The following is a 14,600-nucleotide window of genomic DNA, read 5'->3' on the forward strand; positions in this document are numbered from 1 at the left end:
AAACCATGAAGTGGCTGAGCGTGATCTTGCTGTCCGCTGCTTTGGCATTGTTTTGCCCGGCCTGCGGCGATGACGACAATGCGGGCGAGGGTCCCCAAACACAATCACCGGCTGATGTCGACAGCCCAACCAACGCGACACAGACCCCGGACGATCTTGGTTTGCAAATCGATCCGGATAAAGAGCATGCAACCTTTGAAGACAACCTGATGATCAATGCCGTATTCAACAGGCGGGGTATCCACTACAACATCGAGTTTCTCGACCTGCTCGATCAACACGGTCTGATCGCCCCGGGGCAGGCCGAGGTCTTCGACCTGCTGGGATTGCTCCAACTGAGCGTTAACGTAGAGTACGCCGATAATTACGACGTTCTCGCAGGCTTTGAACTCAGTGGGTTGTGGAAGTTCCAGGAGTATGGCTCAGTACCTAACGGCGAGTACGGTTTCTACTGGGGGACCGACCCGTGGAATCTGCCGCCGGAGTCCGGCGACATGCTGCAGGTCGTGCTATGGCTCAACCGCGACAGCGTCGAGGTACGCGCTAAGAGCGTGCTCGAATACATCGAGTTCGACGTCCAGGACGTGATCGAAGTCGACGGTGGATCGGTCGGCGTCGCATTGGACGAGTGCGCAGAAATCTCGCTGCTGGCCTGGGGCATGGGTTTGGAAAGCAAGCATCTCGAGCTGCGGATGGATGATCGGTGCTGGTCCTTCGACTACAACGTAAAAATGGAGATGCCCAACTCGATCGTGGCCATGCGCTGGAATCCGTACAACTGGTAGGCCGAACCGGATTCAGGCTACTTGACCTTGAACGCCGCGATCCACAGCGGTCCGATGGCGCGCGCTCCGGTGATCCAGGAGCACTCCACCGCGTAGATCCAGTCGCCCTTGCGGCGCAGGAGCACCAAGTTGTCCTGAGCGATCAGGCTTGATTTCCCGCCGGTCGAAAACACCGGGTAAAGGTCGATCCCGAATCGTATCTGAAGCGAACGCACGAGGTCCGACTGCGGGTCATAGTCGCCGTTGAGCGCCAATTCCTGCAGCGTCTTGCGGATCGCATCCTGTGCTGCGCTGTCATCGGCATTTACGGCGAACATCTGCGCCACCGGACGCTGGATGTCCGAGGGATCGAGGTTGTAGCCGCTGATCGCCCTGATGTTGGCCTCGATCACTCGCTGACCCTCGGCGCTGCTGGGAGGCGAATCGATCAGGTGGATTGCCAGCGCCGCAAGCTCGGGGCTCATCACCGAACCCTCGGGGGTCACGCGATAGCTCAGGCCGATCAACGCGCCGTTGGCCATCTGTTGCAGATCCACGACATCGGCCTGCATGAATCCCTTGATAATTTCACAGGCCGTGGGGAAGCCGTAGTCCACCTCGCATTTAACCCGCGACTGGATCTGCGCCAGCTCCTGTTCGCTCAGGTCGGGCATCTGCGACGCGTGTGAGATCGCCGGAAACATCAGAACTAACAGTGCGAAAAGCACGAATCCTGTAAAAAGCCTCATTTTTGCCTCGGGTATCGGTTGTCCGCAAAGAGGCTAGCCCACGGCGGGAGAATCGTCAATCGCGGCCGACAGGCCGATCCTTGACATGACGCGGCGCGCCCAACAAACTTGTCAAATGCTTTTGACAGGAGACGCGAGTGCATCTACCCCGTAATTTCGTCATTGTACTTTTCCTGATTTCAGTCCTGGCTGTGCCGCAGGCTTTCGCACAGTCCGCATCCCCGGACGCCGAACCCACGGCCCTGACCCTGGCCCAGGCGATCGAGATCTCGCTGGCCCACAACCTGGGTCTCGAGGGCGCGCAATACCAACGGCAGGCAGCGCGCTGGGCGATGTGGTACTCAGTGGCCGGCTATCTTCCCAACGCCAGCTTCAATACCAGCTACACCCGACTGGACCCTGAGACGGTCGATAACGCCAACCAGGGCGTTAAAAGATCCGGGGACATGGCTGAGGCGTTTGGCATTGAGCTGAATCTCGAACCCTCGGCCTTTGAGGACAACTACAGCTCGAACATCACGGTGGTGCAACCGATCTTCAACGGCGGAGCCGAGATCGCCGCGATCCGCCTGGCCCGCGCCGCTTCCAAGCAAAGCGACCTGGCCTACGACGAGCAGATGCTCTCAACGGTGCGCGATACCAAGACCGCCTACTTTCAGGTGATGCAAGCATCCGCGCTTAAGCAGGTGTCTCAAGACGGACTGGCTCTGGCCACCGAAACCTTGCGTCTGTTCCAGGCGCAGTATGAGGTAGGGCAGGTCAGTCGTAGCGACGTGCTGCGCTGGGAGGCCCAGGCGGCCCAGGCCGAGGGGTCGATGATCGAGGCCGAGTCCGCTTACGAGCTGTCGATGATCGCCCTGGCCGAGGTGCTTGGCAGCGACCTGGCGACGCGCTACATAATGCCAAAGCTCGAACTGTCAATCGATCCGCAACTTCAGCAGGCCGTACGCGCCGAGCTCGACGAGCTAAGCACGAGCGAACAGATCGACGAGCTGATCGCCGACCATCCGGCGATCAAAGGGATCGAGCAAAGCGTGAAGATGCAATGCAGCAACGTCCAGCTCGCTTGGGCCACGATCCTGCCCAAACTCAATTTCGCCTACAACTATTCCTGGCCCACGGACGACGACCTGCACCTCAACGGCGACGAGTCGTGGACCGCGATGCTGCAGCTCGAGGTCCCGCTGTTCACCGGACTGCGCGGCGTGACCGGCATCGGCAGGGAACGACGTAACCTGCATTTGGCACGGGTGGAACAGCAACAATTCCAACGCAGCTTTGTCCAGCAGGTTTACGCGGCCAGGCTGCAGCTCGACACGGCGTTGCGCAAGCTCGAGGCCGCGCGCAAGCAGGTCGATTTCGCCGAGGAGAACCTGCGCAACATGCAGGGCCGTAGCGAGGTGGGCATGGCGAGCAACCTGGAGCTGCTCGACGCGCAGGTCACCTACAACGGCGCGCGCTCTGATCTGGTCCGTGCGGTCAGCGACTACTACATCGCGCTTTCGCTGTGGGAGTACATCCAGGCCCGCAGATACTGACAATTTTCGGCGCCTCCCCCCGCACTGAGGGTCGGCCCGATCCTTGACAGTCCGATTTTACACTTGTATTAAATCCTGGTTGCTGTTTTCGGTCCTCGCCACATGCTGGCGACCACAACTCGAGTTTTCTGCGGAGGCGACCTTGAAAGAGCTTTTCGAGGGGCAGGGCCCCCTGTTCACCGATCCTGATCCCGACCACGCTCGTGAGCATTTTCGCAAAAAAGAACGCGGGCTGGTCAACAAACTAATGCCCGTGAAACAGGCTGTCGAGCAATTGATCCACGACGGCGACTACCTGGCCGTGGGCGGATTCGGCGGCGTGCGCATTCCCACCAGCGTGTTGCACGAGATCGTGCGCCAAGGGCGCAAGAACCTCGGGTTCTCGGGCCACACCTCAACCCACGACTGCCAAATTCTGGCCGCTGGCGAGTGCTTCGACCGCTGCGACATCGCCTATATTATCGGACTCGAGGCCCGCGGGTTATCGCCGAACTCCCGCAGATATTTCGAGAGCGGCAAGGTCAAAGTCTGCGAATGGACCAACGCGGGCATGTACTGGCGCTATCAGGCAGCGGCCCTGGGCGTGCCATTCATACCCGGGCGCTCGATGCTGGGCACCGACACCAACGCGCACTCGGGCGCCAAGACCGTAGAGTGCCCCTATACCGGCAAGCCGATCGTGCTCTTTCCGGCGCTCTACCCGGACGTGGCGGTGATCCACGTACACGAGGCCGACATCTACGGCAACGCGCGAATCCGCGGCAACATCATCGCCGACCACACATTGGCCCGGGCCTCGAAACACGTGATCCTTACCACCGAGCGGCTGATCTCCTCCGATGAGATCCGTCGCGAGCCGGCATCGAACTGCATCCCGTACTTCTGCGTCGACGCGGTGTGCGTGGTGCCCTACGGCGCCTTTCCCTCGAACATGCCCTACCTCTACTTTTCCGACGAGGACCACCTCCGGCTGTGGCTCGATACCGAACGCGACGTACAGCAGCTGGACGAATTCGTGAAGAAGTACATCTACGGGACAAACGATTTCGAGGAATACCTACGGCTCTGCGGCGGATTGGAGCGCATGGCGCAGCTCGAGCGCCAGGAGCTGCTGATACCCGAGCCCGGCCAAGCGGCCGAGGAGGCGCTGTGATGGCCGCGTACAACAGCATGGAACTGATGATCTGTGTAGCCGCGCGCTTTCTGCAAGACGGCAAGATCGCGACCATCGGCACGGGTGCTCCGTGCGCCGCGGCGATGCTCGCCCAGAAGACCCACGCGCCGAATCTCGTAATGATGTTCGAGGCCGGGGGAGTCGCGCCGATCCTGCCGACGATGCCGGTCTCGGTCGGCGATTCGCGCACCTACTACCGTGGCCTGATGGCCACCTCGATGCGCGACGTAATGGCCACCATGGCCCGCGGCATGGTCGATTACTGCTTCCTCGGCGGCGCCCAGATCGACGCCTACGGCAATATCAACTCGACGATGATCGGCGACGACTACGACGACCCAAAGGTCCGGCTACCCGGATCGGGAGGGGCCAACGACCTGGCCTCAATGGCCTGGCACAGCATGGTGCTCACGGTCCACGACAAGCGGCGCTTTGTGGAAAAGATGTACTTCGTCACCACGCCGGGCTACCTCGACGGACCCGGAGCGCGCGAGCGGGCCGGGCTGCCCCCGGATTCGGGCCCCTACAAGGTGATTACCGACCTGGCCGTGATGGGCTACAACGCCGATACCTGTCGAATGCAGGTCGAGTCGCTGCACCCCGGGGTCGATATGGAGCAAGTCCAGGCCAACACCAGCTTCGAGATCAAGTCTGCTCCCCAGATTACACAGACTGAGCCTCCCACAGCGCGGGATCTGGAGATTCTACGCACTGAGGTCGATCCGCACCGCTACATCATCGGACGCTGATCAGGCGTATTCCTCTCGCTTGCCGATGGTTTGCCCGACCCGCGGGCACTATGCTATTTTTCGCGATTCTCACCTGATCATCCAATGGGAGTACGCCCTGTGAAACATCTGTTTTCGCCGATCACCATCAACGGCATGACCCTTGCCAACCGCATCGTGATGCCGGCGATGCACCTGAACTACACGATGGGCGGCGAGGTCAGCGACCAGCTGATCGCGTTCTACGCCGAGCGCGCCGCGGGCGGAGCCGGCTTGTTGATTGTCGGCGGCTGCTCGATCGATAAGGCCGGCGGCGGCCCGATGCTGATCGGCCTGGACGAGCCGCGTTTCGAGCCCGGGCTCGAGCGCTTCGTTCGCGAGGTGGGGTCCGCAGGTGAGAAGGTCAAGCTCGGCGCTCAGCTCTACCACGCCGGACGCTACTCGTGGAGCATGCTCACCGGAATGCAGTCGATCAGCGCATCGGCTCTGCCCAGCCGCTACACCCACGAGATGCCGCGCGCGCTGACCCTCGACGAGATTCCAGAGGTTCAGCACAAGTTCGTCGCGGCTGCGCTACGCGCCCGCGATGTGGGCTTCGACTGCTGCGAGATCATCGCCTCGGCCGGCTACCTAATAAACCAGTTCCTCTCGCCGCTGGTCAATCAACGCGACGACGAGTACGGCGGATCGTTCGCCAACCGCGCGCGCTTCGGCATTGAGGTCGTGCAGCAGGTACGGCAGGCCCTGGGCCCGGACTATCCGTTGCTGGTGCGTGTGGCGGGCAACGATTTCATGGAAGGCGGGCAGGGCAGCGCCGAGACGATCCAGGTCGCGCAGCTCTACGTAGAGGCCGGAGCCGACTGCATCAACGTCACCGGCGGCTGGCACGAGACCAGGGTGCCGCAACTCACGATGAGCGTGCCGCGCGGTGCCTACGTCTACCTGGCCTCCGGGGTCAAACGCGCGCTGGACGTACCGGTGGTCGCCAGCAACCGCATTCCCGACCCGCTGTTGGCCGATCGGATCATCGCGCAGGGGCACGCCGACCTGATTGGCATGGCCCGGCCGCTGATCGCCGATCCCGAGCTTCCCAATAAAGCGCGCCGCGGCGAAAGCAAATTGATCCGCAACTGCATCGCCTGCAACCAGGGCTGCTTTGACGCGGTGTTCGCCGGCATGCCCGTGGGCTGCATGGTCAACGCCCGGGTAGGCCGAGAGCACCAGGTGCAGCTGCGCCCCGCGGAACACAAGCGCAAGGTGATTGTGGTGGGCGGCGGCCCGGCAGGCATGGAGGCGGCCCGTGTGGCCGCACTTTGCGGGCACCAGGTGGTGCTGTTTGAATCCGAAGATCAGCTCGGCGGACTGCTGCCGATGGCTGCCGCGCCCCCGGGACGCCAGGAGTTCAACGAGCTGACCCGCTACTTCCGTGAAACCCTGGCGCAGCTTGGCAATGTCGAGCTGCGGCTGGGAACCGAGGCGACTATCGACGAGATCGTCGCGGAACAGCCCGACGCGGTGATCATCGCCACCGGCGCCGAGCCGATCGTACCCGAGTTCGCGCGCGACGCGGACCCGGCAAGGGTGCTGATGGCCCACGACGTGCTGAGCTCAAAACGGATCGTGCCCGGCGACGCGGTAATCATCGGCGCCGGTGCAGTGGGTTGCGAGACAGCGCTTTTCCTGGCTGACCGCGATACCATCGACCCGCAGACCGCATGCTTCCTGCTCGAACAGAAGGCTGAATCGCCCGAGCGCGTGCAGCAACTGCTCAACCAGTGTTCGCGCAAAATCGCGCTAATCGAAATGCAGGGCCGCATCGGCGCGGACATCGGCAAAACCACGCGCTGGACCGTGCTCAAGGACCTGCGACGCTATGGTGTTCGGACCCGCGTTAATAAGCGAGTGGTCGGATTGACGCAGAGCGGACTGCTGCTCGAATCCGACGGCATGGAGCCCGAAGAGATGACCGCCGAGACGATCGTGATCGCGGTCGGATATCGCTCGCGGCCGAGCGCACTGTACAAACAACTGGAACAAAAGGGTATAAAGGGACTCCTGATAGGCGACGCCAAGGCCGCACGCAAAGTGCTTGAGGCTGTGCGCGAAGGGTTTGACGCGGCGAACGGACTGTGAGGAGGCGAGGGTGAGAAGGCACAAAGAAGCCTTTGTCGAGAGTTTCGACGGGACACGCATCCACTACGTTTCCCAGGGCGAGGGCATGGCCATCGTCTGCTGCGACGGCATCGGCTGCGACGGCTACGCTTGGAAGTATCTGGCCGAACATTTCCGCGAGCGCTGCCGCATCGTGCGATGGCACTATCGCGGCCACGGCCAGAGCGAGACGCCGACCGACCAGAACCTGCTGTCGATCGAGGATTGCTGCCGCGATCTGCTCACGGTGATGGACGACGATGGTATCGACAAAGCCGTGCTCGTCGGACACAGCATGGGCTGCCAAGTGATCCTGGAGATGATGCGGATGGCGCCCGAACGCGTGCTGGCGATGGTTCCGGTCTGCGGCTCCTACGGCAGGCCGCTGGACACCTTCCACGACGACACCAAGTTGAAAAAGGCCTTCCCGTATCTCTATCCGTTGATCACCCTGTTCCCCGAACCGTTCGAGGCGATCTGGAAGCGGATCGTACCCACGGAGCTGGCCTGGCAGATCGCGGTGCGCGGCGGCGAGATCAACGGGCACATGGTGCGCAAGAAAGACTTCATGCCCTACTTGCGGTACATCTCGACGATCTCCCTACGGGTGTTCATCAAGATGCTCGACCACGCCTCGCGCCACAGCACCGAGTCGATCCTGCCGACGATCAAAGTCCCGGTGCTGATCGTAGCCGCGGAACACGACTCGTTTACACCGATGTGGCTCTCCGAACGGATGAACAAACTGATTCCCGGATCGGAGATGATCGTCATTCCCGAAGGGACCCATACCGGACCGATCGAGATGCCCGACATGATCAACCTGCGGGTCGAGAAGTTCCTGGTCGAGCGCTTGCAATGGTGCCCCGAGCTGCCGCTCCAGCCCTCGACGGTCGTTACCACTGACAGGCTGATGGCCTAACCTAAACGAACGAGGCCCGGATGCGCCGTTTACTCGTCTGCATCGCACTGCTTTTGATGCTGACGCAGCTCGGTGCGGGCAGGTCCGATCAAATCCAAATTCATCCGCGCTATACCGGTCCGCAACCGCAAAGAATCGGCCGCTGCCAGCAGTTGCAGGTGATCGACTGGGTTTATCTGCCAAGCCGCGGGGTCAAGCTTACGGCGCTGGTCGGCACCCAGGATCAGCCGGGCTCGCAGGTCAAGTTCAGCGTGGATTCCGAACCGGTCGCTACGGCCACAGCCGACAGCCAAGGCGTGGCGAGACTAATAATCGACCCTCTGCCGCCCGGTCTGCACTCTCTGCAAGCAACCTGCGAATGCGGACCCCAGGGGGATAGTCAGACCGACACGGGGGTAATTCTCGTGCGTCGCACTCAGCGACCGTTGATCGCGATCTTGATCGAGGGCGTGCTGCTCAAACCCCGTCCGCGCGCAAGTACGCGCGATTCGCTGACCATGGCTGACGTCCAGCCCGAAGCCCAGGCCAGGGTGTTCGAGTATGATAGGCAGTTCGACGTAGTACTGTTCAGCACGACCCCCGGATGCCCGGCGCTGCTGCGCAAAGAGCTCGACGAGCTGCTGTTTCCAAAGCTGCCGATCATCAAGCTGCGCTCGTCAGAGCCGCAAGCCACCCGCGAGTGGGGCGGCATCCACCTCGCGCTGTGCGTTTCCGAGGAACAGGCCGCGCCGCTGCTGGCCCAAGGGGTGCGGGTACTGATCGTTGAACAACCGCACCGTCGGATGGATTGGGACATGATCTATCAGCGAATGATCCAAATGCTAAAGGCCCAGGGGCAATGATCAAGGTAGCGGTCCAAACTCTAATTTTAATACTGTTGGTTTCCCTGACGTGGATCGGCTGCCAGGGAGATCCGGGCAATCCCTTTGACGACGACGACGACCAACCCGGCTCGGACGATCCCACGCGCTATCACGGCGACCAGGCCCAGGACCCGTTTTTCGAGGGCTGGTACCTCAACGTCAAAGACCCGGCACAAGGCAGCTCGCATCTGTTGATCATTGCCGTGCTCAATCCCAACCGTACTTCGGGCGCTTGGAGCACTGCCTACGCCTTGCTGGCCGATATGAACCGCGGCAGCTACTTGATGCAACTTTTCGATCCGTTGGACTTCAACGCCTCGAGCGAACGCTTCGACGCCTCAATCGCCGATAGACTCTCGATCGATTTCAGCGGTACGTCCGGCTGTATCGAGGCTGACGGGCACAGCGCCTGCTGGCAGCTCGAGCTCACCAACTGGATGCGCTGGACCAACGCCATGGGCTCGCTGACCAACGTGCCGGACCTGGCGATGAACTGGGACGTCTGGATGCTCAACGGCCGCGCCGGCGGCTATATCGAGTACGACGGACAGCGCACAGACTATTTCGACGCAACAGCCTACGGCGATCACAACTGGGGGACTCAGTTTCCCGACACCTACGTCTGGGGGCAGGCCAACAACTTCGCCACAGCCGGCGACTGTCTGGCGTTTTCCGGCGGCGACGTCCCCCTGGGCGACATCCCCCTGCGCGGCTACATGATCGGCTATTTGCGCGGCGATCGGTTGTACGAGCTGCGCAGCCAGGACGGCGATCTGATCAACCACAGCTACCAGGACGGAATTTGGGTCGTCGAGGGGATCGAGGGCAACCACAAGCTGGTGATCACCGGCGTGGCCGACACGCGCACGATCGTAAGGCTGCCCGCGCCGCGTCCCGAGGGATTGTCCGACTACGCCGGACAGACCTTGAAGGGAACGGTAACGGTCGAGGTCTTTGAGCGCGACGGGTTGGGCTGGAAGATCGTCGACAGCAACGCATCGAGCCCCGCGGGGTTGGAGAACGGCGGCTCCTGATCGCGCGAATCAGTAGCGGATGAAATTCCTGACAAGCAGCTCCTCGAGCACGCGCTGTTGGCGCGATTCCTCGTCGGCCAGCACGGAGCACAGCTCGCTAAGCACCCCGTCCATCCGTTGCTTGGCCAACCAGACGTAAAGGCTGCGTCGGCCTGCCACCTGTTTCAGGGCGCAGAGCATCGCCGGTTTGATCGAGGTGAAAGTATTCGCCGGCTGGGGCGAGTCGGTCTCCCAGTCGCCGATGTCGGCCGGAGCCGCTCCAGGCAAATATTCGCCTGTGTTCGAGATCTCCATAGCTGAGGAGAGTCGGTCCGAATGGTTGCGCTCGATGCGCGACATCTCGGAAAAGGTCTGCTCGCCCGAGCGGTCCTCTGAAAGCTGAGACATCTTGTTGTAGAGCCCGGTTGAGAACTGCTCGCGTTCAACCGCAAGTTCGATCCAGCTCTCGATGCTCATCTGCGGCCCGGCTTTGGCTCCCGCGGATTTGCCTCCGGCGTTGCGGTACTCCCGGCCGAGCCTGACACGCTCGGGCTTGGGCAGGGTGACAATTCTGCTTCCCAGCTCTTGGGCCTGGGTAAGCAGCTCGGAATCGGCCGCGACAGCGTCCGGATCCTCCATGCCCGAGACCAGCAATTTATGTTCGAACGATTTGTTCAACGGGTCAAAGAAGTAGCGTGCGGTGTGCAGCACTCCGTCGAACAGCCGCGGTCCGCGTGTGGCCCCCACGGCGATCAGCACGCCGCGTCCGGTTCCCTGGTCGCCGGCCTTGCGCAGATATTTCTGCGACCACATCCGCTGCACGCGCGAGATCAGAATTTGTGCGTGGGCCGAGAGCGCGTAGAAATGAATCGGGCTGGCCAGCACCACGGTTTGCGTGTCGCGCAGTCGCGGGATCAGCTCGTACAGCTCGTCGCGGATCTCACAGTCATCGCCCAGGCGGCAACGGTCGCAGGCCTTGCATGGGTGCATCTCGATCTGGGCCAGATTGATTTTTTCCACCTTGGCCCCGGCTCGCGAAGCGCCGTTGAGCAGCTCGTCCAGCAGTCGCTCGGAGTTTCCTCCCTTGCGTGGGCTGGCGGCCAAGCCGATCAGGTCGATCATCGTCATCCTCCGCGGTCCGCCCTGAGCGTCCAACGCGATCAATCGATTTGCGGACAATCAAGCGTGAGTTTGATATAGACTATCAAACATATTTGCCCAATATGCCAAACTGTGAAAAACGATTGAGCTTAAACCAACAGACTCCGGCCGTGAAAACCAAGTGGGACGAGCTGTGCGTACTGCTGGCCAAGCATCGACCGCGGCGCCGGCTGTTGATCATGACCCATAACAATCCCGATCCCGACGCCATCAGCGCTGCAGCCGGGTTGAAGTACCTGGTCTGGCGCTCTATGCGCATCCACTCGACGATCCAGTACGGCGGGATCATCAGCCGGGCCGAGAACGTGCAGATGGTCAAGCACTGTCGGATCGATATCCGTACGATCAACCCGGCGCAGGCCTCGCGCTACTCGCTGGTGGCGATCGTCGACAGCCAGCCGGGCGCCCGCAACAACTCGCTGAGCAAGAAGATCAAGGCGCAGATCGCCATCGACCACCACGTACCGCTACGTAAAGAGACCCTGCGGCTGCCGTTCCACGACGTGCGGAACGACCACGGCTCGACCTGTACGATCATCACCGGCTATTTCCAGCACGCCGGCGTCGAACCCGATCGGCGCATTGCCACGGCTATGTACTACGGCATCCTGACCGACGTGGGCGATATCGGCCGCGACAAGCACGCCATCGACATCCGGGCGATGCAGTGGCTGCACCGATTCATCAGCGAACGGACCTTGATGAAGATCACCCACCCGCGGATGTCGGCCGCACACCTGAACAGCATTGCCGACGCAATTAAGCAGGCCGTGGTTTACCGCGACGTGATAATCAGCGACCTGGGCGAAGTAGCCCGGCCCGATACGATCTCCGAGCTGGCCGACTTCCTGCTTAAACTCGAGGGGATGCGCTGGAGCTTCACCTGCGGACATTACAACGGCAAAATCATGTTTTCCATGCGCACCAGTCAGAACAATCGCAACGCCGGACAGCTCGCATACCGCCTGAGTAAAGGCCGCGGCGACGCCGGAGGACATCAACGCTTTGCCGGTGGAATGATAACGCTAAATAAAAATCAACTTCCGCACGAGCAATGCAGTGCGTTGATCGAACGTTTTTTAAAACTAATCGGCCGCCAGGATCTTCCATGTCGGCCGATCTCCCCGCTCAAGCCGCCTGAGCAGGAATAGGGCGTATGAGCGAACGCTACGAGTGTCAGGTCTGCGGCTATCTCTACGATCCGGTCGCAGCCGACCCGGCCAACGGAATCCCGCTTCAGACCGAATTTTGGGAACTGCCTGAGGATTGGTGCTGCCCGGTCTGCTCGGCGTCGAGAAAATCTTTCGATCGGTTGGGCTAACCGGGAAACAGCCGAAAGATCGCCACGGCGATCGTCACCAAACCCGCCGCCAGTAAACACAGCAGCAGCACGCTTAGCCAGGTGGGCAAACCTCCGCGCACCGGCGTGCTGTGTTGTTCAACGCTCGGCAACGGCTCAGAGCGTTCGCGTTTGGGTCGCAGGTTGGTCGGCAGCTGAAAGCGCAGCTTGGTGTTGCCCAGCATGATCGAGTCGTTATGTCCCAGCACGCTGTGGCCCACTGTGCGATTGTTGACCAGCGAGCCGTTGAGGCTGTTGAGGTCCTCAATGCCGAATTGCTTGCCCGCAGCCTCGAGCCGGGCATGGTGACTGCTCACTCGTGGGTCGTCCAAATGAATCTGGCTGTCGTTGCTGCGGCCGATCACATAGCTTCCCGGCGCGATCATGAACTTGCGCCCCTTATCCGGACCAAAGAGCACCTCGAGGGTGGCGAAGCTGGCCATGCCGGTCTTCTTCTTGTACATCTGCCGCACCAGCTCGTCGCGATTGTACATCGCGGTAGGCTCGTCCACGCTCTCGTCGGTCTCGGGATCGATCTTGAGTATCGACTCGTTGCGTGCCACCTCTTGCAGCTGGGCGATGGTCAGCACGGAGGTCTGGTTGATGGCCTCCTCGGTCGGCTCCTCCTGGCGCAGGTGGAACTGATACGAGCCGATGATCACCTCGTCGCCGATCTTCAACGGCGTGATCTTTGTTATCAAGAAATTGTTGACGAAAACACCGTTGGTCGATTTGTTGTCTTTGATGTAAATTGCGTCGTCGATGATGTAGATCTTGGCGTGATGGCGACTGATCTCCTCGTCGAAAAGCTGAATGTCGCTGGAGGGATCGCGGCCGATGATCGTACGTTTGCGCACTAGAGGAAAACGGAGCAGCCCGCCCAGATCGTCCGTGGTTACGAGTTGATACATAATCGCCCCGCATTTATTGATCACTCCCATTAACACAGCTTTCGAGTTAGAGTCAAAACCGCATGCGCCGCGAGGAGGAATCGTGAGAACAAAATCGGCACCACCGATCGCCTGCCTGGCGATCCTCGCGCTGTTGCTCGTTGCGCCGTTTTCGAGTCACGCGGTCGAGCCCGGACGCTACGTGGCTTACGTGATGCCCGACGAGCAGGCCGTGGAACTGATCCTCGAACTGGAGGTTGACGGCACGTTCAGTTACGTGGAACGTAACGCGGGCAAACAAGTACTGAGCTATCAGGGCAGCTATGTGTCCAACGGCTCGTGGCTGGCGATGACCCACGCGCAGAACGACGAGCAACAGCCGGGACCGCAGGGGCTGACGCGAACGTTCATCGTCACCCAGAACGCGGGGAGCATCATCCTGGCGCCGTTTGACTCGGACAACATCTACAGTTTCGCGATCCTCCCCGTGTCGCCGGAACGCGCAGTGCGCTATCTGCAGATCGTCGAGGGCCACAGCATCTCGCCCATCGGGCGCTACAACGGAAGCTACAAGCTTCCCAACGACCAGACGCGCAATATCGAGCTGGTGATCAGGCCCGACCGCAGCTTCGTCTATCGCGAAAAGAAGCCTGGCCGCAGCAGACGAATGATGGGCATCATGGGAGATTGGGATGCCCGGGAAAACCGCCTGACCCTCAGAAACCAGGGGAGCAGTCGGATCAGCGTTTTCCAGTACGCCATTGTCCAGGACATGCTGCAATTAAAACGCCTGGACTCGGCCAGACCCCCGTTGGCGGTCCAGCCCAAAACCGAGGACCAAGGTCTGACCTATCAGCGCAGCCTGGGCCGCGAAACTCAATTCACCGAGCTGTACGAGCCGCACGGGCTGCACGGCCGCTGGCGGCTGGACTTCCAGAATCAGCAGTTGAGCACCACACGCTGCGAACTGAAACTGCTCGAACCCCATCGATTCGAGTATTCCGAGCAAGTGCTCGGCGAGCCCGCTGCGCGGCTGGAGTTGTCCGGCACCTTCCGACTGGACGGCGATGCGCTGATATTGGTGCTGCCAAAAAATGGAACCGAGCGCAGCTTTAACTTCCGCCTCAGCGCCGATGGCAAGGTTCTCGAACTGAGCACGACCACGACCAACGGACGTTTCGCATTCCCCGTATCGCCCGTGCTCGTGCAGTTCAGCGCACCCTACGAGAGGATCGTTGAAACCGATGGTCCCAAAACCGATGGGCAGCTGGGCCAGACGATCCAGTGAATCTCTGGGAGATAGTGCTG

At 61.1% G+C, this 14,600-nt stretch carries 14 protein-coding genes; 11 read left to right on the forward strand and 3 right to left on the reverse strand.

Going from position 1 to position 14,600, the window contains the following annotated elements; all coding sequences use genetic code 11:
• Positions 1–785, forward strand: a 785-nt coding sequence (locus P9M14_16645) for a hypothetical protein (protein MDP8257375.1), incomplete at its 5' end; no start/stop codon positions are given.
• 17 nt (positions 786–802) lie between these two features.
• On the opposite strand, the gene P9M14_16650 is transcribed toward P9M14_16645, so the two are convergent.
• Positions 803–1,513 carry a hypothetical protein gene (locus P9M14_16650; protein MDP8257376.1) on the reverse strand — a complete coding sequence of 237 codons (711 nt, stop codon included), beginning with the start codon at positions 1,511–1,513 and terminating at the stop codon, positions 803–805.
• Between the two features lie 137 nt (positions 1,514–1,650).
• Between P9M14_16650 and P9M14_16655 the strand changes: the two genes are divergently transcribed.
• The 7 genes from P9M14_16655 (at position 1,651) to P9M14_16685 (ending at position 9,923) form a co-directional block, all read left to right on the forward strand.
• Positions 1,651–3,051 (forward strand): TolC family protein, encoded by a 1,401-nt coding sequence (locus P9M14_16655; GenBank protein ID MDP8257377.1) that lies wholly within the window; start codon positions 1,651–1,653, stop codon positions 3,049–3,051.
• A gap of 142 nt (positions 3,052–3,193) precedes the next feature.
• Positions 3,194–4,204 (forward strand): CoA-transferase, encoded by a 1,011-nt coding sequence (locus P9M14_16660; protein MDP8257378.1) that lies wholly within the window; start codon positions 3,194–3,196, stop codon positions 4,202–4,204.
• The gene (locus P9M14_16665; GenBank protein MDP8257379.1) at positions 4,204–4,974 is read left to right on the forward strand and encodes a CoA-transferase; all 771 of its coding nucleotides are present in this window, start codon (positions 4,204–4,206) and stop codon (positions 4,972–4,974) included. Before P9M14_16660 ends, P9M14_16665 begins: the two co-directional genes overlap by 1 nt.
• Positions 4,975–5,073: 99 nt before the next feature.
• Positions 5,074–7,086 carry an FAD-dependent oxidoreductase gene (locus tag P9M14_16670; protein ID MDP8257380.1) on the forward strand — a complete coding sequence of 671 codons (2,013 nt, stop codon included), beginning with the start codon at positions 5,074–5,076 and terminating at the stop codon, positions 7,084–7,086.
• Between the two features lie 10 nt (positions 7,087–7,096).
• Positions 7,097–8,026: an alpha/beta hydrolase gene (locus P9M14_16675; GenBank protein ID MDP8257381.1), complete on the forward strand. Its 930-nt coding sequence runs from the start codon at positions 7,097–7,099 to the stop codon at positions 8,024–8,026.
• Positions 8,027–8,046: 20 nt separating this feature from the next.
• Positions 8,047–8,868 carry an Ig-like domain-containing protein gene (locus P9M14_16680; GenBank protein MDP8257382.1) on the forward strand — a complete coding sequence of 274 codons (822 nt, stop codon included), beginning with the start codon at positions 8,047–8,049 and terminating at the stop codon, positions 8,866–8,868.
• Positions 8,865–9,923, forward strand: coding sequence for a tocopherol cyclase family protein (locus tag P9M14_16685; protein ID MDP8257383.1), 1,059 nt, complete (start codon positions 8,865–8,867; stop codon positions 9,921–9,923). The genes P9M14_16680 and P9M14_16685 overlap by 4 nt, the downstream gene beginning before the upstream one ends.
• A 9-nt stretch (positions 9,924–9,932) precedes the next feature.
• Here P9M14_16685 and P9M14_16690 read toward each other — a convergent pair whose 3' ends face one another.
• Positions 9,933–11,024, reverse strand: coding sequence for an NAD(P)H-dependent oxidoreductase (locus P9M14_16690; protein MDP8257384.1), 1,092 nt, complete (start codon positions 11,022–11,024; stop codon positions 9,933–9,935).
• Positions 11,025–11,146: 122 nt separating this feature from the next.
• On the opposite strand from P9M14_16690, the gene P9M14_16695 reads away from it, so the two are divergent.
• Together P9M14_16695 and P9M14_16700 are read left to right on the forward strand one after the other, a co-directional pair.
• Positions 11,147–12,214: a DHH family phosphoesterase gene (locus P9M14_16695; GenBank protein MDP8257385.1), complete on the forward strand. Its 1,068-nt coding sequence runs from the start codon at positions 11,147–11,149 to the stop codon at positions 12,212–12,214.
• 5 nt (positions 12,215–12,219) lie between these two features.
• On the forward strand, positions 12,220–12,384 hold the full coding sequence (locus P9M14_16700) for a rubredoxin (GenBank protein MDP8257386.1): 165 nt from the start codon (positions 12,220–12,222) through the stop codon (positions 12,382–12,384).
• On the opposite strand, the gene P9M14_16705 is transcribed toward P9M14_16700, so the two are convergent.
• Positions 12,381–13,313 (reverse strand): FHA domain-containing protein, encoded by a 933-nt coding sequence (locus P9M14_16705; GenBank protein ID MDP8257387.1) that lies wholly within the window; start codon positions 13,311–13,313, stop codon positions 12,381–12,383. The two genes, P9M14_16700 and P9M14_16705, sit on opposite strands and share 4 nt — an antisense overlap.
• A gap of 82 nt (positions 13,314–13,395) precedes the next feature.
• On the opposite strand from P9M14_16705, the gene P9M14_16710 reads away from it, so the two are divergent.
• Positions 13,396–14,580 carry a hypothetical protein gene (locus P9M14_16710; GenBank protein ID MDP8257388.1) on the forward strand — a complete coding sequence of 395 codons (1,185 nt, stop codon included), beginning with the start codon at positions 13,396–13,398 and terminating at the stop codon, positions 14,578–14,580.
• Positions 14,581–14,600: the final 20 nt, after the last annotated feature.

It is taken from the genome of Candidatus Alcyoniella australis, assembly GCA_030765605.1.
Lineage (GTDB): Bacteria > Lernaellota > Lernaellaia > JAVCCG01 > Alcyoniellaceae > Alcyoniella > Alcyoniella australis.